Genomic DNA, 19,812 nt, shown 5'->3' with positions numbered 1-19,812 from the left:
GTGACGGACGCGATTCACTGCGAGTTTCACCGTTCATCGGTCGACGATCCATTGGCGGCGCCCCGTTGTCAGTGCGCTGCGGTTTGCCAGATTGCTGGTGTGAGGGCTGGGGAGTGGGCGCGACGAGCACGGGTGATCAGGGAGTCCAACGATAAACAACGATGCTGGAGCCGTTGTAGTTGTCCTTAGTTACGACGTACTCGCCGGTCGATCGAAGGTACGATGTAAGACCGTACATCGAATCTACGTCATTGCCGACGTACACGTTGCTGGAGTTGCTGTCGATGAACGTATTGTCCAGCCTGCCCGTTGTCAGGTTGATGGCATCGATGTTGGGTACGGTGTGGACGTAGCCAACGAAAAGATAGTTGCCAGCAGCAGTGAGGGACTTCGGATTGGCATTGGTGAGCGTGATAACCGGGTTCGGGTTGGTCGTGTTGCCGGCGAGCCACCCGTGATAGACCTCTACGCGGGTTCCGATCGCGGTCCAGTCCGTGCTGCCCGTGATCCTCTGCCCGAGGATCATCGTGTCGCTTTCGGGCACGTAGCTGATGCGGCTCAGGTCACCGATCGATGCAGGGACCGGCACGGTTACGGGCGCTCCCCATGACGGCTTGCCGTTCGCATCGAACCCCGTCAGCGGCCAATGCCAGATTCGGTTCGTCTTGTCGAGCCCGGCCCACACGTCGCCCCTGCTGTCGAGGCAGAAGCCGTTGCGAACCCGCGCAGTGGCATTGAATAATGTGCCCGGCAATGCCCCATCTGGGACGGCAGTGTAGCCCTGGGCGGGGTCAAAGTGGAAGAAGTAGAAGCCATCGGGGTTCTGGTCAGTGGCGACCAGCACCCTGTTCGTTCCTGCGCTCGCAACCATGCCGAAGTGCAGGCCGCGACCTGGGTAAGTCACGTCGAGGCGGGGGTCGGACGGATAGCTGAACGGGTCAACGGTGTTGGCGACAAACTTCCAGTCCGCACTGCCTATGCCTGAATAGATGTTCTCGCCGGAATAGAACACGGTCGCGTCAGTCGCCGGATCGGGGGCGGCTATCGCCTCGAAATTCAGTGCGCGCAGGTTGTAGAGGAGCTGGCCGGTCGGGCTGTATGCGTAGAGATCTGTGCCTCCCGTACGGCCATGGTCCCATGAACCTCCCCACGGCTGGGAGAGGATATAGAGGTTGCCGCCCGAGTCTTTGCCGATGCCGTCGATGCGCGCGAAGCGCAGGCTGCCCACTTTCCCTTTCGTGCCGGTCGTTGTATCCAGATAGCCACCCTTCACCCCGAACGTGCGGTTCAGTGTCCAAGTGCGAGTGTCATAGATCTTCGCGTTTTGGTCAGGTCCTGCGTCGCCGATCCACAGATACTGCGTGGTAGGGTCGAAGTAGAGGGCATGCGGGACTTCGACAGTTGGCAGGGTGAGCGTATGCAGGATCGTGCCAGTCTGGCTGACCTGAAGGACGGTGCCTTCTGCCTTCTGCCTCCTGGGCGACGAGGATGTTGCCATTGCGGTCGAACGCTAGTGCGCCGGGGTCAGTCACGGTGATGTCACGCAGCCAGGCGCCGTTGGTGTCGTAAAGCCGAATGCGCGCGCACGGGTTGTCGCTCGCCACCCAGAAGTGGGACCAGGTGGCGATACCGGTGATCACATCGGCGCGCCGTTCGGTGGTGTTGCACGAGACCTGGATCTCCTGGTCAATCGCCCCCGTCACCCGGTCGTACCGGATCACCAATCCGCTCGAGTAGACGCCATTCACGCGCCCCCACTGGCGCGGTGCCCAGAGCTTGGTGGCGTTGCCGGTGATGGCACTGCCTTGCGGTTCGCCGTGCGCGCCAATGCTGCCGGCGTTCAAGCCATTCTTGTAGATCGCAATGCCGCCCTCGTTCTCGTCCCACATGGAAGCGGTGTAGATGGTGCCTTCCGGCGCAACCCATATTGAGCGCGCGGCGTTACCTACGTGAGTGGCGTTGGTCCCAAACGTATTTGCTATCCAGTCAGTCGTGTACTGCCCCTGACATACCGACGCAATCGTAGCGCTCAGCGCTGTCACAAGGAATGCGGCACGGATTCGTTTCATGACGTCCCCCAAATTGCAGTGCGTGCGACGGCCGCCATCAGGAGACCGGATGGCTTTTTCACTGAGGCGGCTGTCGAGTAAGGATAAAGTCCGGAGCAATCAGATCGGGGGGCCGTACAGGCCGGCACGTTGCGCGCCGGTTTTGTCAGTCGAGGGACGTGCTTCTGAAAGATAGTGCTTCTGGCACGAAGCACGAAGACGAGACGCAGCAGAAGTGTGCGATGGCATACATTGGCATTTTCATGACGCCGTCACATTGGCAGGCTGTGCTGCACCTGGCCATGCGTGCCAACGAACGGACGATCCACCTTTGGACGCCGTTGAGATCAGTTGGACTGACGGGCCGAAGTGGGTGGCGGATTCAACCGGTCGATGCAACACAGTAGAGTCTGCGTAGGCAGTGGAGGTGTTGCAATGAAACAGAGGCCGAGGATCTACTATTCTGAGAGTCAGAGGGCACTGATGTGGGACCGCTGGCGCAAAGGCGAAACAATTCATCAGATTGCCAGACTGTTCGATCGGGGCCACTCTTCAATACAGCGGATACTCGAGGAGGCCGGCGGCATCGAGCCACCGCAAAGGCATCGCGCACTGAAGGCATTGACGCTGGCGGAACGCGAGGAAATTTCTCGCTGCCTGGTAGCCCGATTGTCGATTTGGCCTATTGCAGCCAGGCTGGGACGAGCTCCTTCCACGATCAGCCGTGAGCTGCGGCGCAACTGAGGCATGCAAGGTTATCGAGCGAGTCAGGCGGACGCGCTCGCCTGGGATCGGGCACGTCGCCCGAAGGTTTGCAAATTGGTGAGAAACCAGACGCTGGCGCGAGTCGTCGCTGCGAAGCTGAAGCTGCAGTGGTCTCCTGAGCAGATTTCTGGTTGGCTCAGGCATGTATATGCCGTCAACAAGGACCATTTGGTGTCACACGAGACGATTTATCGGAGCCTTTATATTCAAGCTCGCGGCGCCCTGAAAAAGGAATTGCTTGAACACTTACGACGTACTCGAGTCATGCGCCGTTCCCGGCATCACACATTGAAGACCGAAGACCGCACGAATATTCGCGACGCTGTATCGATCAGCGAACGTCCCGCTACAGCGGAGGATCGTGCAATACCCGGACACTGGGAGGGCGACTTGCTGTTTGGCAACGCTACCAGCCAGATTGCAACTCTCGTCGAACGTCAAAGTCGATTCGTGATGCTGGTGAAAGTACCCAGCAAGGATTCTGAGGCTGTAGTCAACGCGCTGATACGACACGCCAGCAAGTTACCCCGGGAACTATATAAATCGCTGACGTGGGACAGGGGCTCGGAAATGGCCGATCACAACCGCTTTACCGTGGCTACCGACATCAAGGTCTATTTCTGCAATCCACAGCAGCCCTGGCAACGCGGCTCGAACGAAAACACAAATGGGCTGCTGAGACAGTACTTCCCTAAAGGCACTGATCTCTCCATCTATTCACAAACCAGACTTAATGTCGTAGCCAGGCGGCTCAACGAACGTCCCCGAAAAACACTAAACTTCGACACGCCGGCTGAGCGATTTCATCAAACCGTCGCATCGACCGGTTGAATCCGCCCATCTAGGGTGACAGTGGGAACGGGAACTTCACCGGAAGGGGTTCCGTGTCCGCCTCGCGTTCAATCCCTCTCTTCAGATAGACACGGTCATTGTCGTCCAGTGCCAATACCGGTACCGACAGGAACGCCGTTCCAGAGAAGCCGGCGACGGGTGGGTGTTTGAGGGCTCCGCGGGTAAGTATGAGCATGTAAGCGAGGTATTTCAGCCCTCCGTAGCCCGCAAGGTATTCAACTGGAGGCTCGCCATACTTGTTGATGTAATCGGCGGGAATATAAATCTGGTCAATGTCCGTGGATGGACGATCCATAAACGAAACCCGATGCAAAAAGGGATTGATCGTGACCAGTTCAGATAAACCACCTGCCTGGGACGCACCGATTGCTGGCTCCAGTCGATACAGGGAGAGCTCTTCCAGCTTTGGTGGCGGCGACAGCGCCGTGCCGTCCGCGCGCAGCACGCTGAAGTACACATAGCCCTCGATGAGGCCTTCATTGTGGATATTGAAGAAGCTGTTATCGGTGGTTGAAAAGGTCGCGTTCACGGTGAGCGGGCCGCTTGCGATGACCTCTTTTGGCCTGTCAGGGAGTGATGGCGTAGCGATACCGGTCATGTTCGTCTCCAGACGTAAGTTTGTTCTCCTGCAGTGTCTTGCACAATAGGCAAATTGCGGAACATTGCAAGGAGAACCTCGTCCGTCAGGGCAACAGGCGAACGACGCTTTGTGGCCGAGGTCTTGTGAAAACGCAGGCTAAACGCGAGGTTCGAGAAAGGCGAACCTAGGAAAAGGTAAAGCGACCGAAAACCGAGTACTTTTGCGTTTTCACACGACCCGGGCCGATCAGTGCCTCATGCGAGATGCATACGAACGCCGAGCCAACGCGATGCACTTGATCAGCAGTAGGCGACCCTTTGGAGACACTGGGTCACCAATCCGCGGATGACTGGTCGAATTTCCTCAGTCGACTTTCGTTGACAACATGCGCAATTGAGCTTGCTTTTGGTCAGCGAACTGTCGCGACCCGAACCGGTTCGTTCGGTAGCGCACATATGGCGAATCTGTCGTCATTGGGAGGCGAAAGTTTCGTCTATTTTCATCATGAGAACATTGGTGAGACTGACCATCGCCTCGACAGATGGCTATAGGTAACGCGCTGATCGAGATGAGACACAAGGCAATCGCATAGATGCCAACTCCGCCCCGAACGAGGGACCAATGGCCGAGCCAAAGACGGTGTTCGATAATATTGCCAGTACCGTTCAGGTAGTCAGCGTCGTGATCGGTGTGTACTTGAGCGTGCTTTCTTTTAATCAAACCAAGGACAAAGAGGCCGACGCCCGTCGCGTCGAAGCAGAAACACGTCGCGTCGAAGCCGAAAGGCCCTTTCAGGAATTGCGGCGGACAGTTTTCTTAGAGACGGTGAAGACTGCGGCGATCATCGCAAACCCTGAGGGCCGGTCCGCAAACGAGTTGAACAAGGCAAAGCGCCGTTTCAGGGAGCTGTATGTTGCAGAACTGTCCATGGTCGAGCCGCGTGACGTCGAGAGCGGCATGGTCCATCTTGCGGAAGCTGTTGATCCGGAGTTGGTGCATCTCAAGCCTGCACAGCAGGCAGCTCTCGATCTCGCTCACGCCCTCGGGCAGTCCTATGTGGCCCGGCCCTCTCGATAGAGATCCAACTTCACTGTGCCCACGTGACTGTGGAGACCTGCATCACGCTCGTCGTCAGGAACGGCGGTTGACAGTGCGACAAGAGACACACTGGAAACACCAAGCTATGTCTCTTCGTGGCCGGGTGCACGCATCCGATCTGCAGAGACGGAAAGGGACCCTCGCGCGGGGCACAAAATCAGACTCCAATCAACCAATTGGAGTCTGACATGGAAACCAAGCAAACGCGGGTTCCCTGGAACAAAGGCAAGCTAATCGGGCAAAAGCCGCCGCTCAAACTGAAGGACATCTGGGCGATACGGATTCATCTCCAGAATGCGCATTCGGTTCGCGACCTGGCACTGTTCAATATCGCCATCGACAGCAAACTTCGAGGCTGCGATCTGGTCAATCTTCGTGTTCGCGACGTCATGCACGGTAGTCAAGTATTGCCGCGAACGATGATCGTGCAGCGGAAAACGCAGCGGCCGGTGCAATTCGAGTTGACCGAACCAACCCGGTCCGCTGTGTCTGCGTGGATTGACAAAGCTCAGCTGAAGTCGGAGCAGTATCTTTTCCCCAGCCGTCTCCTCAACTCGCCACACGTCTCGACTCGTCAATATGCTCGGATCGTGCATCGGTGGGTCGCTGACATTGGACTCGATCCGACGATTTACGGCACCCATACGATGCGCCGAACCAAGGTCACGCTGATATACAAACGTACGAAAAATCTCCGGGCTGTTCAACTCCTGCTCGGTCATTCCAAGTTGGAAAGTACCGTCCGGTACCTTGGAATCGAGGTCGACGATGCACTGGAGATCTCTGAGCAGACTGAGATCTAAGGCGGTCGTTCTCGGCCGCACGCGGCATCCGTTCGAGAACGCGCGTGCGGCCGCTATCTGGCGAGATGCCGTGCGAGTACTACCGGCCAGCTGCAGCCGTTGGTCGGCGTTGTCGTATGGACATCCGAAGTTCACCTTCGCTAAGCAAACAGATCTTCGCGGATTCGCTACAACGGTCGCCCTATAAGCCGTCGTCGGAGCCACTGATGCGGACGCAAGGCTCTCCCCGACCACCCGCAATCGTGGCATTCACGCAGCGCTGGTATCTGACTCAGGTCGCTGCCAGACCCATTGACGTCGACCATTTTCGGCCGCCACGCCTTACATCGACTACGCTTTGCTATAAGCGCGTTGGCTTTACCGGAGGAGGTACATCACGGCACGGTCGCCTGCATGCGTGTTCTTCGGATCGAGCTTTCGAAAAAGTCGCGAAACGACCCAGTTCTATTGTGAGAAAAATGCTTCAGATCACTCCAGCTAGCCACAGTGCGACGTTGACAGAGTAGCGGTGGGCGTCCCGCAGGGCTTGCTGCTCGGTCTGCATCCCGTTTCCCGGAGGTTCAGTCACAAAGCTCGGGCAGCCAAGTCGCGTGTCCCAGTTGTAGTCGGCAAAATGGTGAAAGGTGCTTTGTGCGACTGCGGGACCTCCTCGGTTCGAGGGTTCGAAAGCGACTGCAAGATTGAAACTCTTTCCTGTTACTTTGCTTTTACCTCGTGCGATCACTCGAGCCGGTTCATCGTCAGGAGCGTCAACGGCGCCCTCGTGCGGGTGTGCTGGCAGGAACCGTATCGCGCCGGTGGGAGAGTCAGGGTCCGCCAATACTGGATGTGTGGGTGCGACGATCGCGACTTCCTGAAAGTCTCCGTTTGCGCCCGAGTGAAAATTAGGCCAAGAGATGCCGGGTGAGAACGGGTCGTCGGTCACTCGTCTGGATTGGTCGGGATCTAAATTGCGCGTGTGAAAGTGGTGTGCCTTGCCCACCCCGCCCAAGCTGCATATCGAACTGCCCAGATCCATGTGATCCCTGGTGACGAATAGGCCGCGACCTGCCTGTCGAAATCGGGAGATTCCCCCGCAGTCCTCGGGGGTCAGTCCGTCCCCTTCGTCAACGGCAAACAGCCACAACTCGTCGAACTCGGTTTCATCGAGACGAGAAAGAATCGAGTCTGGCTGCCCGAACTGCTCACGATCCCGAGCAACGACATTGAACGTTACGCGCCCGTCCAAATCTCGACGTGTCCGCAGCACTTCTGTCAAGCGGCTGAACCGCGCAATCGACCAGTTGTCGCCGCTAGGCGGGATGGTCGTTTGAAGCAGGATCTGGATGGTATGCACGATGGTCGGTTAGTCGCGTCAATCAATCACTGAGCGGAAGGAGCCGTCGGGTGGACGTTTCCAAGATAGCTAAAGGCATGAAATTGTCGAATTCGGCGTACGGTATGGGCAGTGTCATAAGCGTACGGCCGCAGTGGGTCGGGTAGAGGCGCACGGGCTCGGACGGGCAGCCGGACTGCCACCAGATTCGCCAGACGAGGCTCAGGTGTTGATCCAGATGCGCGCCTGCTCCAACTCGTTGACGTGGAACGCCTTGACTTCGGCCTTCGTAAAGAATCGCGCCAGATGCATCGAGGCGCGGATCCAACCGGCATCGGCCACCACGGCGGCGCGCGTGACCTTGCGGGCCACGGAAACGCCGAGCGTTATATCGGTCCACAGCGCCTTCGGGTCGATACCGGTGAAATGCTCGATCCGTTCGAGCACGCGGGTCTTGCCGTTCAGTTCGAGATCGCCACGCATACGCTCAATGGCTTCGCGCAGATCGTGGTCGGTGATCTTACCTTCGACGGAAATTTCGATGACCGGGGAGCCGGGCTCGGCGTGATACAGGATCATGGCAAGACCACCTTACCAAAGAGACATTACATGCTCAGGCGCGAATGAGCCTAGCATTCGACAACGCCCTAATGCTACCCCTTTTCAGACGGCTCGGTTAGCTGGTAGAACGCCGTTCAGAGTAGCCGACGGGCCCGCCCCGTTATCATTATCATCGCTTCCGTGCGACAGGTGTCTCCGCCTGGTCAGCCGTTCGGTTGGGGCAGGAGCAGAGACGGGCGGCGCCTCGCGTTAAGGGTTATTGGACGTCTGCCCTCATTCACATGGCCGCGAGTCTGCCGCGGCGCGTGTGGGCAGACGTCGGATAAGCCTCGAGGGAGGAAACCGCGGAGTGGTCCGGGACGCTCGGGATTCCGGGCGGCTATGGCGATTGATGGTCCGGCATCCTCAGCATTGCTGGAGGAAGGCGGCTCGAACAGGATGCTGGAAGAGCCCAGACGTCGTGACGATGCGATGCACTGGTGCGAGGGTGAGGAGGAAGTGGACGTGCGGGAGGCTGCGTGACGCGCCAGGCACAAATGTCCGCTTGTGGGCCGCGTTGCCGCAAAGCCGACGTTGGGTTGGCAGATCGAGGAAACGCCGCGTTCATGGGCGGCCCTGCATCGGTGGCGCGCGAATCGGTGCGGTGCGTTGGAGGATGTCGATGACGATCATCGGGGCTCCGCAGTGCCGGCAGATGAAGGCGGGCCGGGGCGCGACGACGGGCTGCCCAGATGGCGGGCCGGGTTCGGGCGTGACATGCAGCAGCTCACGCACCTTCGCGAGACTGGCGCGGCGCACCGGGTTGGCGAGCAGCCCGTAGTAACGGATGCGATGGAATCCGTCGGGCAACACATGAAGCAGGAAGCGACGCATGAACTCAGCGGCCTCCAGCGTCATGGTCTTGTAGCGGGTGCGCCCCTTCTCGCGATAGTCCTTCCAGCGGAACGTCACGCCGTGCTCATCGAAGGCCAGCAGACGCTGGTTGGAGATCGCTACGCGGTGCGTATAGCGCGAGAGGTACGCGAGCACGGCTTCGGGTCCCGCAAAGGGGCGCTTGGCGTACACAAACCATTCGCAGGCACGCAGGGGTGCGAGCCACTGAGCGAAGACGGTCGCATCGGCAAGCGCCGCATACTCGCCGAAGAACTGCAACTGGCCGCGCCGGTGAGAATCAGCGAGGGCTTCGAGGAAGCGGCGCCGGAACAGGCGCGAGAGCACGCGCACCGGCAGGAAGAAGCCGGGCCGGCAGCCGATCCAGCGTTCTGCGTCGGACGACAGCCCCCCGCCGGGGACGATGCCGTGCACGTGCGGATGATGCGTGAGCGCCGAGCCCCAGGTGTGCAGGACGAGCGTGGCGCCGATCTGCGCGCCGAGATGCCGGGGATCGGCGGCGATCGTGCGCAGCGTGTCGGCGGCGATGTCGAACAGCAGCCCGTAGATGACCCGCTTGTTGTACCAGGCGATTGCGCTGATGGTAGCGGGCAGCGTGAAGACGATGTGGTAGTACTCGACCGGCAGCAGGTCGGCCTGACGCGCTTCGAGCCAGCGTCGTGCGGCATTGCCCTGGCATTTAGGGCAATGCCGGTTGCGGCAGGTAATGGAGTGAACTCCATTACCTGCCTTATGGGAAGTTCTGTCTAACGGGGAGTTGCAGATCAGGTTCGGCGCGAAACCTACCGGGCGTATCTGGTTTTGTATCTGGCCGGTCGCCATTTAACACCCCATAAAATCGCGGTCCTCCTTTGCTATGGTGGTTTGGCCTTCCCAGGCAACCCTCATAGGAGGATGTGATGCTGGACACCTACCTGGTAGCACCCAAAACCTTGAAACGCCTGCGCTCGGGGCCCAGCGGAGTCTTCATTGACGACTTTGCTGACGCGCTTGAACGAGACGGATATTCCGCGGCCAGTGCCATACGTTACCTGCGAGCTGCCGACCATCTTGGTCGCTTCATGCTGGCACACGGCGGTACCCTGGCCGATACTGGTCCACAAACCCCGGAAACCTTCTTTCGTCATCTGCCAACTTGCACTTGCCCGGAAGTAAAAGGTGGCAGGACCGGCCACCACGTCTATTTCGGCGCCAAACGCTTTCGCGAATACCTGATCGAGATCGGCGTCTGCCCGGACGACAAGCCTTCGATTGCAGAGATTCGGGAGCCGGCAATCGTAGGTGGTTTCCGGCGATGGTTGCAAAAGCACCGGGGTGCGAAGGATCCAACCATTCGGCTCTACTGTCGTGATGCCGCAGTGATGCTGAAAGTGCTTGGCGATGACGCCAGCCAGTGGGATCCGAAGCAGATACGTACGTTCCTGCTGAACAGTGCTTGCAGTTGTGGTGCTGGTACCGCTGAAAAGCGGGTCACTAGCGCGCGAGCCTTCTTACGCTACCTCGGGGTTCACGATCTGTGTCGGCCGGGTCTCGATCAGGCGGTTCCGTCGTTGGCGCATTGGCGCCTGGCGTCACTGCCAAGGTGTCTGAGCGCTGACGAAGTTGACCGCCTGATCGCCGCATGCGATGACGATTCACGCAGGCGTCTTCGCGATCGTGCGATCGTCCTCCTGCTTGTGCGACTTGGGGTTCGCGCAGGTGACCTGGCGAACCTTCGCTTGAGCGATATCGAGTGGGACTCCGGGACGCTACGTGTCTTGGGAAAGGGGCGCTATGAAGTTCGCCTTCCGCTGCCGCAGGATGCTGGCGAGGCACTTCTGCGGTATCTCGAATCGCGACCTCGGGTTGCCGGCAGCGACCATGTCTTTGTTAGAAACATCGCACCCGTCAAGCCGCATATCTCAGGCGACGGCATATCTTCGATAGTGAAGCGCGCACTAAAACGGGCCGGGGTGAGTTCGCCCGCCAAAGGTGCACATCTGCTGCGCCACACGGCGGCGACTGAGATGTTGCGCCACGGGCTTCCCCTCGACCAGGTTGGCCTGATCCTGAGGCATCGCGGCATTGATACCACGGCGTATTACGCCAAGGTCGACGTAGCGCTGCTCAGCCAAATCGCTCGGCCATGGCCGGAGGTGGCGAAATGATGCCGGCCGTGGAGTCCTATCTTGCCGCGCGGCGTGCCGCCGGATTCAAACTGCTGAACGCAGACTACCTGTTGCGCAGTTTCGCGTGCTTTGCTGTCAAACGCGGTGAAATGCACGTTTGCACGCAGACAGCAATCGACTGGGCCGGCGAGGCTGCGTCGGTGGCCCAGCGTGACGCAAGGCTAAAGACCGTGTGTCGGTTCGCCCGGTACATGCGTATGGAGGATCAAAACCATGAACTACCACCCGCCCGCCACTTTGGTTACCGAAAGACGCGTCGCGTTCCGTTCATCTACACCTGCGCTGACATTGAGCGCTTGATAAACACAGCCTTGCAATCGGGCCCTCGGGGCACGTTGCAACCACAAACGTATGCGACATTAATTGCCCTGCTGCTAGCCACGGGCATGCGGATCTCGGAGGCCCTGAACCTGCGCCTTGCCGACATGACTTCCGAAGGACTGCTGATTCGAAAGAGCAAATTCCAGAAGACCCGTCTAGTTCCACTGCACGAGACAGCGGTGGCGGGTTTGCAGAGGTATTTAGCACTGCGGCGACGAGCCTGCCCGGGTGACGACCATGTGTTCGTTGATGACGACGGTCACGCGCTCAGATACACGGTTACTTACTGGATGTTCCAGAAACTGCTGAAGTTTGCCGGCATCGGCACCACCCACAACGGCCACCGTCCCCGCTTGCATGAGCTCAGACACACGTTCGCCGTCAGGGCACTGGAGGCAAGCCCGGAAGGCCGAGACCGGGTCGGGCGGCACATGTTGGCCCTTGCGACCTACATGGGACACGTCAACATCAACGCCACCTATTGGTATCTCGAGGCCACGCCCGCGCTCCTGCGCGACATTGCTGTCGCCGCAGAGGGGTTTCTCACCGGAGAACAGAAATGATGCCGATCGCACCGCACATTGTTGCATTCCTTCGTCAAAACCTTGCCCATGAGAGAGGCGCCAGCCAACACACCTGCGACTCCTATGCTTGCACCTTCCAGCTTCTGTTCGAGTTCGCCGCCAGGCGACTCAAGGTTACGCCCTCGTCGCTAGCACTGGAGCAGCTCGATGCGAGGCTGATCAGCGACTTCCTGGAATATCTCGAAGACGCGCGCCACAATTCGCCTGAGACGCGTAATGTCCGGCTGGCTGCAATCAGGTCATTCTTCCACTTCCTTGAGTATCGCGAGCCCGCGATTCTTGAGCAAGCGCGACGAATCCTGGGCATTCCCTATAAGAAAACCGATTCCCGTCTGGTGCCATATCTGCTCGAGGATGAGGTTCGGGCTTTGCTCGATGCGCCAGATCCGTCAACGCGCGAGGGTATTCGGGACCGGGCGATGCTGCATCTGGCCATCTGCGGCGGCCTGCGTGTATCGGAGCTGACGGGATTGCATACCGCCGATGTTGTGCTCCCGTCGTTGAGCATCCGTGTTCACGGCAAGGGCCGGCAGGAGCGCGCGTTGCCCCTGTGGAAAACGACCGCTAACGCGTTGCGTGCCTGGATGGTGATACGGGGAAGTGTCGCAGTACCGGAATTGTTCGTTAATGCACGGGGCGAAGCGATGAGCCGTTGGGGTTTCGCGTATGTCCTTAAATGCTACACTGCGACGGCTAGTCATAAGTGCCCCTCGCTGTCGAAGAAGCAGGTATCACCGCACGTCTTGAGGCATACCTGTGCAATGATAGTACTGCGAAGCACTCAGGACATCCGAAAGGTTTCTCTGTGGCTCGGGCACAGCGATCTGGCGACCACTGAAATCTACACTCGCGCTGATCCAACTGAGAAGCTCGAAGCCCTCAACGCGATCGTCCCACCGCATTTGCGCAGGGGTTCGTTCCGGCCGTCCGATAAGGTAATCGCCATGCTCAGGGCCAAGCTTTAATGGAGAGCTGAACGGGCGCGGAGTTCACTCCGTGCTCGCTCAGGGGGTGCCTTCTCCCCATAGGAAAACACTTCCCATAAGGCAGGTAATGGAGTTCACTCCATTACCTGCCGCAACCGGCATTGCCCTAAATGCCAGGGCAATGCCGCACGACGCTGGCTCGAAGCGCGTCAGGCCGACCTGCTGCCGGTCGAGTACTACCACATCGTCTTCACGCTGCCCGCTACCATCAGCGCAATCGCCTGGTACAACAAGCGGGTCATCTACGGGCTGCTGTTCGACATCGCCGCCGACACGCTGCGCACGATCGCCGCCGATCCCCGGCATCTCGGCGCGCAGATCGGCGCCACGCTCGTCCTGCACACCTGGGGCTCGGCGCTCACGCATCATCCGCACGTGCACGGCATCGTCCCCGGCGGGGGGCTGTCGTCCGACGCAGAACGCTGGATCGGCTGCCGGCCCGGCTTCTTCCTGCCGGTGCGCGTGCTCTCGCGCCTGTTCCGGCGCCGCTTCCTCGAAGCCCTCGCTGATTCTCACCGGCGCGGCCAGTTGCAGTTCTTCGGCGAGTATGCGGCGCTTGCCGATGCGACCGTCTTCGCTCAGTGGCTCGCACCCCTGCGTGCCTGCGAATGGTTTGTGTACGCCAAGCGCCCCTTTGCGGGACCCGAAGCCGTGCTCGCGTACCTCTCGCGCTATACGCACCGCGTAGCGATCTCCAACCAGCGTCTGCTGGCCTTCGATGAGCACGGCGTGACGTTCCGCTGGAAGGACTATCGCGAGAAGGGGCGCACCCGCTACAAGACCATGACGCTGGAGGCCGCTGAGTTCATGCGTCGCTTCCTGCTTCATGTGTTGCCCGACGGATTCCATCGCATCCGTTACTACGGGCTGCTCGCCAACCCGGTGCGCCGCGCCAGTCTCGCGAAGGTGCGTGAGCTGCTGCATGTCACGCCCGAACCCGGCCCGCCATCTGGGCAGCCCGTCGTCGCGCCCCGGCCCGCCTTCATCTGCCGGCACTGCGGAGCCCCGATGATCGTCATCGACATCCTCCAACGCACCGCACCGATTCGCGCGCCACCGATGCAGGGCCGCCCATGAACGCGGCGTTTCCTCGATCTGCCAACCCAACGTCGGCTTTGCGGCAACGCGGCCCACAAGCGGACATTTGTGCCTGGCGCGTCACGCAGCCTCCCGCACGTCCACTTCCTCCTCACCCTCGCACCAGTGCATCGCATCGTCACGACGTCTGGGCTCTTCCAGCATCCTGTTCGAGCCGCCTTCCTCCAGCAATGCTGAGGATGCCGGACCATCAATCGCCATAGCCGCCCGGAATCCCGAGCGTCCCGGACCACTCCGCGGTTTCCTCCCTCGAGGCTTATCCGACGTCTGCCCACACGCGCCGCGGCAGACTCGCGGCCATGTGAATGAGGGCAGACGTCCAATAACCCTTAACGTGAACACCCATTCGACGACGGTGCGAGCTGTCATTCGTCGCCGCCAGTTTGCGAATGTCTGCGACGGAATGTGCAGTAGCCGCACGCCGCCCATCACCGACCGTCAGCTATGGCCGATCAATTGTCCTTGAGCGGCGTTACCAAGCGTCTGCTCGACTCTGATACCCGCCTGCGCCTCAGCAGGAACCGGCAGGGTGGACCGCACCACCTAGGCAGCGTATTTGACCGAAGTATTCGTTATCGCGCAGGCACGGACTGCCGGTTGCGTCCTCGCAGAACGCAGCGAGACCGACGCGAACGCCCTGGACACGAAAGATTCTCCGCACGGAGGTTCGTCGCTACCGGTTACCTACGCGGGCGGCGATGCCGACCGGTCACGCTACGCTGCAATCTGCGAGTCGGATCGCAGACCTTGCGGTTCGTCAGGTCTCGACGTGTTTCAACGTCTCCGGTATCGGGCGTTGGTCGGGCAATTTCGGTCAATCATGTTTGAGCGCCGAAGCCCTGCGCAACTATCGGCTCTGTCGCGATAAGGATGGCAGGATGAGAAAGTACCGATATGATAAGGATGACTTAGATGACCAGCGAATAGAATTGCTCTGCAGCAGTCAACTGGATCCCAGCGGGTTTCATCTGCCCCGTCCTGATCATATGCATCACTTCGGTGCCCGACAGGATGATCCGGGCGCAACGAAAATCCTTGAAGCCCATCATCGCTTTGACAATCCGTTTGATGGAGCGATGGTCCTGTTCGACAACGTTGTTCAGGTATTTGACCTGGCGGATCTTGATGGGCATTTCCCGTTCGGCGTTGATGGCTTGCAGGCCGGCCAGACTGGCGCCGCTTTTATCCATTGTGATGGTCTCCGGCTCGCCGTTGTGCTCGATGGCTTTCTCGAAATAGCGACGGGCGGCAGCCATGTCACGATTGGCTCGAAGCAGGAAATCCACCGTCTTTCCGGCCCTGTCGACAGCGCGATAAAGGTATTTCCACTGGCCACGCACCTTGAGTGGAGTAAGAAACAGGGCGTAGTCGAACTATTTCCCTGTTTCTCCTCCCCGAACCGGACTTGCACCTCTCAGCGCATCCGGCTCTCCATTGAGGTGTCGCTCATAGCAAAGGCAACATCAGCGTAGCGCGACTCGATGGTGCGGCGTGTCTCATCGCGCAATATGTACGGATTTTCAATGGGGGTTCGCCAAGTGAATCGCCCCTTGCGGCTGGTGACGAGGCGCCGAAGCGCCACTTCACCGTACCGACCCCGACTATCCAGGCCTTGCAGCACCCATGTCGTGGCCCTCCCCGGTTCAGGGGCCCGGATATGATCGCGCATTAGCGACCGGAAGCCACGCCGGTACTTGTGCGCAAGCCAATATCCCAGCTTCCAGAAGACGGTTCGGTCCAACCTGCTAAACAGGGTCGCCGTGTAGTCGGTGTACTGGTAGAAGGTTGCCCATCCCATCAGTTGCCGATTCAGGCTTTCCACCATATCCATCCGGTTCATGCTGTAATTGCTTGACAGCTGTTTGACCAGCCGCTCGGCAAAGCCCCGATACTTCTCCCACGGAATTGTCGTCACCGGTCGCATGCTGCCGCGTGGTCCGCGCTTGCGAATAATGCGGTGGCCGAGGAAGACGAACCCGTCATTCACATGCGTGATATGGGTCTTCTCCATATTCAGCGTGAGCTTCAGCTTGCCTTCGAGGAACTCCCGACACGCTTCGCGTATTGCTTCGGCGTGCGCGCGGGTTCCTTTGACGACCACCACAAAGTCATCCGCATAACGACAGTAGGATACTGCTGGTTTCCACTGCCGATCTTCTCGCACAGCAATGGGCCGCTGTTTGAGAACAGCGAAGTTCCACGCCCACCGGTCCTTGCGTACCTTCTTGTTCAGGAAGTTCGTTTCCATCCACGCATCAAACTCATGCAACATGATGTTGGACAGCAGAGGCGAGATAACTCCGCCTTGAGGAACACCTTCACTCGCGGCACGGAACAGACCGTGATCAACGCAGCCCGCCTTGATGAACTTCCAGAGCAGGGCAAGAAAGCGCTGATCGGCGATGCGCTTGCGGATCCCCTTCAGTAGCAGGCGGTGATGAACGGTGTCGAAGTAGCTGGCGAGGTCGCCCTCGATGACCCAACGTCCCGCAGCACTCTGCTCATCTGCAGCCGTTAACTGAAGTCTCACCATGCGCACAGCGTGGTGTACGCTGCGGGCCGGTCTGAAGCCATGTGAAGCCATGTGAAGCCATGTGAAGCCGTGTGAAGCCGGGTGGAAATCACTCTCCCAGATCGGCTCCATCGCCATCAGCATGGCCCGTTGAACAATTCGATCCCGCAGACTCGGGATGCCGAGTGGCCTGAGCTTGCCGTTCGCTTTCGGGATGTACACGCGGCGCGCCGGTAGCGGACTATACGAGCCCGCCAACAGTTCGTCGCGTATCGTCGCCAGTTCATGCTGGAGATTCTCCTCCATCATGCGCTTGCTGACACCGTCCACACCCGGCGTGCGAGCTCCGCTGGAGGCCAGCGTAATGCGAGCCGCTTCGCTCAGCCAAATCCTGTCGGCAATCAGTCTCAGAAGTCGATCGAACTTGCGTTCTTTGTCCTCCGTCGACCATGTCGCCAGTTTGCTTTGCATTTCACTGATTATCAAAGGTCTTCACCTCACTATGGTCAGTTAATCAACCCAGCAAACCACTTCAACTGCCTCCCTTCGCCATGTAACCGGCTTTCCCGGCCTCGGACTACTACAGAGGCTCCGCCAGCCTGCATATCATCGGGGGCACACTCCCTTGTCATTTATGCAAGCCTTCCCCAGTTCACATGCTGGACTCAACGCATGGGCGAGGTTGCCTATCGCAGTCTTTATCCTTGCTTGCCGCAAGTCGTCGCAGACACCACGGTCTAGCTGCGCGCTCTCCGTGGTTCCAGTTGGCCGGCATACATCTCCAGCCAGCGTTCGCGGCATCAGTCCATACGTGTGACCGGCGCCGATCCGCGTCCTGCCTCTTAAGCGGTGTAGGCAGGGGTGACGATTCAACCCTCAGATGCGTTTCAATAGGTTCGTGTCCCTCAACCGTCCCATGCTCAGCCTAGAAGCTCATCTTGGCGTAACCGCTTCGCCGCAAGCTCCGTTTCCCACGGACTTCGTCACCTTGCCAGTGTCCAGCAAGTCACCGCCGCTTCGGCTCACTTTCTCTCGCAGCAGAGAAAGGGCATGTCCCGGTACTGCGACTTCAACTCCACCGGGTCCTGCATTCCAAACATGCTCAAGCAACTTCACCCCCATGTGGGCGGGCTACGTTGGCTGGGCGTACCGTACGTCTCGTCCATGCGCCAGCTCTTGCCAACCGCGCGCTTTGGACGGCGAAACGCAGGCTCAGCGGATAAGTCACGTACCAACGCACGCACGTCAGCATCACATCAAGCGGGTAATGGAGGCGTTTGAGCACTCGGGCCACCGCCAGATTCAACGTCGTCATCAAGCTTTCCGTCGTCTATATAGTTCCGCACATCATAGCGGACCGGCCTATTGCAACAAAACCTTATATCCGCCACCTGAGGCTACGCCGTGCGGCCAATGAGTTGATTCGGTATCCACACTTGGCGGTCACAGCGATTGCCTATGGACTCGGCTTCAAAAGCGCGTCTGATTTCACGCGCGCCTTCGGACGGGCCTACGACATCGCGCCGCAGGATTTTCGGGCTTTGGCCGGCAAGGTGGTTCAGACGCGGCGATAGGTGTCCGTGCGTGCCCGTCGGTTCAAGTTTCGAAGCGCTGCTCCTTGAACAGTATCAGCGCACAAAAGCTCACCGCACATGCTGGCATCACATACCAAGCTGCAGACATCGGATCGCCGGTCCATCTGATCAATCCCGTGACGATGAACTGAGCGGTACCGCCGAATAAGGCGACGTGCAGGGCATGCGAGACGGCCATGCCGCTGGCGCGCACCCGCGCAGGGAGCGCTTCAAGCACAAGCAGGGCGACCGCGCCGGCGCCGAGCGCCACCATTGTGCTAATGAGCGCGACGCCAAACAAGACAGGCAGCGCGCTGGTCGCACGGGTAATCATCAGAAAGACCGGATAGACCAGAGACGCCGTGCATCCGGAGGCAATAAGGGCCAGTGGCTTGCGGCGAGGCAGACGGTCGATGAGACGGCCGGACAGCGGCGGAATGACGACAAGCAGCAGCGCAGACAACGCGGAGGACAAATATCCGATGACGGCGGGCAGGTGCATCACGCGAGTCGCATAGCTCGGCATGTAGTAGACGATCGCGTAGACCGGTATGGTTTGCCCCATCATCATCAGCATCGCCAGCAGGATCGTCGTCCCATGTTCGCGACGCAGTTCTGCGAGCGGTGTGCGGGCATGTCTGGCGGTGTTGGTGGGAATCGCATCATCGCGAAGGCGGTAGCGGACGTAGAGAACAACTGGCGCAATCAGCAGACCGATCAGGAACGGGATCCGCCAGCCCCACGAAGCAAGAGCAGCCCGTGACATGGTGCTGGTGAGTAGCACGCCCAAGCTCGCGCCCAACAACGCGGCCGCCCCCTGGCTAACGAGTTGCCAGCTGACCAGATAGCCGCGACGCGACGCAGGCCCTGCCTCCATCACAAAAGTCGCGGCAACACCGATGTCGCCGCCGACGGCAAAACCCTGCAACGACCGACCGGCGATGACAACGAGCGGCGCAATCACGCCTATGCTGGCAAACGACGGACAGAAGGCAAGCGCCGCCGTTCCTAGAGCCATCATCCAGCTGGTCCTCGTCATCGCTGCGCGGCGGCCCACGCGGTCCGCGTAAGCGCCGATGACCATCGCGCCAACAGGTCGCATGAAAAAGCCGACGCCGAATGTGCCGACTGCCCACAGTAACGAAGTCATCGGATCTTTCGCTGGGAAGACATGGTCTCCGATCATCACCGCGAAGAATCCGAAAACGGTGAAATCGAACATTTCGAGGCCAGTCACAAGCGATGCTGCGACAACAGCTCTGAAAAGCTCTGCGGGATTTTCTTGATTGCCGGGCGGTTGATCGCCTGTGGCGACGCGAAGCGTGAACATTCTGTTGTAGGGTCGTCTATAACGGCGTGCGTTTATCGTTGAAAACGCATTCGGACTGCGCGACGCGTTGCACGATACCACGTGCGCTCGTTCGCTGATCGATTGCGCACAAATCGATGAGCAAAAAACTGCTCCCGCGGTATGTGGCTCCGTCCTTCGTCTGGCAGGGAATGACAGGTCAGTGGCGCCGGCGGTCACGGCTACAACGTTCAGAATGCCATTGATGCCACGTCGCATCTAATCGGGCACACGAGGTCACCAATCTTGGCAATGATTGTAACCAGTTGACGAACATGACCGGGCAGGCGCGAGCCGCTATCGTGGGA

Annotated in this window: 11 protein-coding genes and 6 pseudogenes; 8 read left to right on the top strand and 9 right to left on the bottom strand. The window is 59.4% G+C overall.

Translation table 11 applies throughout. The features are described from left to right. Positions 1-136: 136 nt before the first annotated feature. Positions 137-2,069 (bottom strand): annotated as a pseudogene (locus B0G82_RS39010) (SMP-30/gluconolaconase/LRE-like region family protein). A gap of 414 nt (positions 2,070-2,483) precedes the next feature. On the opposite strand from B0G82_RS39010, the pseudogene B0G82_RS39005 reads away from it, so the two are divergent. Next, positions 2,484-3,644, top strand: a pseudogene (locus B0G82_RS39005) (IS30 family transposase). Positions 3,645-3,654: 10 nt separating this feature from the next. On the opposite strand, the gene B0G82_RS39000 reads toward B0G82_RS39005, so the two are convergent. Next, positions 3,655-4,263 carry a hypothetical protein gene (locus B0G82_RS39000; protein WP_121311484.1) on the bottom strand — a complete coding sequence of 203 codons (609 nt, stop codon included), beginning with the start codon at positions 4,261-4,263 and terminating at the stop codon, positions 3,655-3,657. A 603-nt stretch (positions 4,264-4,866) separates the two neighbouring features. Between B0G82_RS39000 and B0G82_RS38995 the strand changes: the two genes are divergently transcribed. Then, positions 4,867-5,322 (top strand): hypothetical protein, encoded by a 456-nt coding sequence (locus tag B0G82_RS38995; protein WP_121311483.1) that lies wholly within the window; start codon positions 4,867-4,869, stop codon positions 5,320-5,322. A gap of 209 nt (positions 5,323-5,531) precedes the next feature. Further along, positions 5,532-6,146, top strand: coding sequence for a tyrosine-type recombinase/integrase (locus tag B0G82_RS38990; RefSeq protein WP_121311482.1), 615 nt, complete (start codon positions 5,532-5,534; stop codon positions 6,144-6,146). Between the two features lie 463 nt (positions 6,147-6,609). On the opposite strand, the gene B0G82_RS38985 is transcribed toward B0G82_RS38990, so the two are convergent. The 3 genes and pseudogenes from B0G82_RS38985 to B0G82_RS38975 all read right to left on the bottom strand — a co-directional run. Continuing rightward, positions 6,610-7,482 (bottom strand): hypothetical protein, encoded by an 873-nt coding sequence (locus tag B0G82_RS38985; protein WP_121311481.1) that lies wholly within the window; start codon positions 7,480-7,482, stop codon positions 6,610-6,612. Between the two features lie 201 nt (positions 7,483-7,683). Next, on the bottom strand, positions 7,684-8,040 hold the full coding sequence (locus B0G82_RS38980; RefSeq protein ID WP_121311480.1) for an STAS/SEC14 domain-containing protein: 357 nt from the start codon (positions 8,038-8,040) through the stop codon (positions 7,684-7,686). Positions 8,041-8,625: 585 nt separating this feature from the next. Next, positions 8,626-9,630: pseudogene (locus B0G82_RS38975) on the bottom strand (IS91 family transposase); the annotation flags it as partial. A gap of 182 nt (positions 9,631-9,812) precedes the next feature. On the opposite strand from B0G82_RS38975, the gene B0G82_RS38970 reads away from it, so the two are divergent. The 4 genes and pseudogenes from B0G82_RS38970 to B0G82_RS38955 all read left to right on the top strand — a co-directional run. Continuing rightward, complete coding sequence (locus B0G82_RS38970; RefSeq protein ID WP_199730276.1) at positions 9,813-11,060, top strand: tyrosine-type recombinase/integrase; 1,248 nt, start codon at positions 9,813-9,815, stop codon at positions 11,058-11,060. After that, positions 11,057-11,965: a tyrosine-type recombinase/integrase gene (locus tag B0G82_RS38965; protein WP_116120079.1), complete on the top strand. Its 909-nt coding sequence runs from the start codon at positions 11,057-11,059 to the stop codon at positions 11,963-11,965. Before B0G82_RS38970 ends, B0G82_RS38965 begins: the two co-directional genes overlap by 4 nt. Beyond that, a complete protein-coding gene (locus B0G82_RS38960; RefSeq protein ID WP_121311479.1) occupies positions 11,962-12,951 on the top strand; it encodes a tyrosine-type recombinase/integrase in 990 nt (329 codons plus the stop codon). Before B0G82_RS38965 ends, B0G82_RS38960 begins: the two co-directional genes overlap by 4 nt. Positions 12,952-13,044: 93 nt before the next feature. Then, positions 13,045-14,049 (top strand): annotated as a pseudogene (locus tag B0G82_RS38955) (IS91 family transposase); the annotation flags it as partial. Positions 14,050-14,978: 929 nt separating this feature from the next. On the opposite strand, the pseudogene B0G82_RS38945 reads toward B0G82_RS38955, so the two are convergent. The 3 genes and pseudogenes from B0G82_RS38945 to B0G82_RS40275 form a co-directional block, all read right to left on the bottom strand. Further along, positions 14,979-15,422: pseudogene (locus tag B0G82_RS38945) on the bottom strand (IS6 family transposase); the annotation flags it as partial. Positions 15,423-15,484: 62 nt separating this feature from the next. Then, entirely contained in the window at positions 15,485-17,068 is a 1,584-nt protein-coding gene (ltrA, locus tag B0G82_RS38940) for a group II intron reverse transcriptase/maturase (RefSeq protein ID WP_347237590.1), read from the bottom strand. Between the two features lie 665 nt (positions 17,069-17,733). Continuing rightward, positions 17,734-17,897: pseudogene (locus B0G82_RS40275) on the bottom strand (IS6 family transposase); the annotation flags it as partial. On the opposite strand from B0G82_RS40275, the gene B0G82_RS38930 reads away from it, so the two are divergent. Further along, positions 17,860-18,156, top strand: a complete 297-nt coding sequence (locus B0G82_RS38930; RefSeq protein ID WP_121311477.1) for a helix-turn-helix domain-containing protein — start codon at positions 17,860-17,862, stop codon at positions 18,154-18,156. The pseudogene B0G82_RS40275 and the gene B0G82_RS38930 overlap by 38 nt on opposite strands. Before the next feature lie 22 nt (positions 18,157-18,178). Here B0G82_RS38930 and B0G82_RS38925 read toward each other — a convergent pair whose 3' ends face one another. Next, on the bottom strand, positions 18,179-19,486 hold the full coding sequence (locus B0G82_RS38925; RefSeq protein WP_121311476.1) for an MFS transporter: 1,308 nt from the start codon (positions 19,484-19,486) through the stop codon (positions 18,179-18,181). Between the last annotated feature and the right edge of the window lie 326 nt (positions 19,487-19,812).

The organism is Paraburkholderia sp. BL17N1 (assembly GCF_003634175.1).
Taxonomy (GTDB): domain Bacteria; phylum Pseudomonadota; class Gammaproteobacteria; order Burkholderiales; family Burkholderiaceae; genus Paraburkholderia.
This window is presented reverse-complemented; position numbering and strand designations above follow the sequence as displayed.

Bases quoted from the DNA above. Each gene is read 5' to 3' on its own strand.
- B0G82_RS39000 (WP_121311484.1), bottom strand. From the start codon at position 4,263: ATGACCGGTATCGCTACGCCATCACTCCCTGACAGGCCAAAAGAGGTC.
- B0G82_RS38995 (WP_121311483.1), top strand. From the start codon at position 4,867: ATGGCCGAGCCAAAGACGGTGTTCGATAATATTGCCAGTACCGTTCAG.
- B0G82_RS38990 (WP_121311482.1), top strand. From the start codon at position 5,532: ATGGAAACCAAGCAAACGCGGGTTCCCTGGAACAAAGGCAAGCTAATC.
- B0G82_RS38980 (WP_121311480.1), bottom strand. From the start codon at position 8,040: ATGATCCTGTATCACGCCGAGCCCGGCTCCCCGGTCATCGAAATTTCC.
- B0G82_RS38970 (WP_199730276.1), top strand. From the start codon at position 9,813: ATGCTGGACACCTACCTGGTAGCACCCAAAACCTTGAAACGCCTGCGC.
- B0G82_RS38965 (WP_116120079.1), top strand. From the start codon at position 11,057: ATGATGCCGGCCGTGGAGTCCTATCTTGCCGCGCGGCGTGCCGCCGGA.
- B0G82_RS38960 (WP_121311479.1), top strand. From the start codon at position 11,962: ATGATGCCGATCGCACCGCACATTGTTGCATTCCTTCGTCAAAACCTT.
- B0G82_RS38925 (WP_121311476.1), bottom strand. From the start codon at position 19,486: ATGTTCACGCTTCGCGTCGCCACAGGCGATCAACCGCCCGGCAATCAA.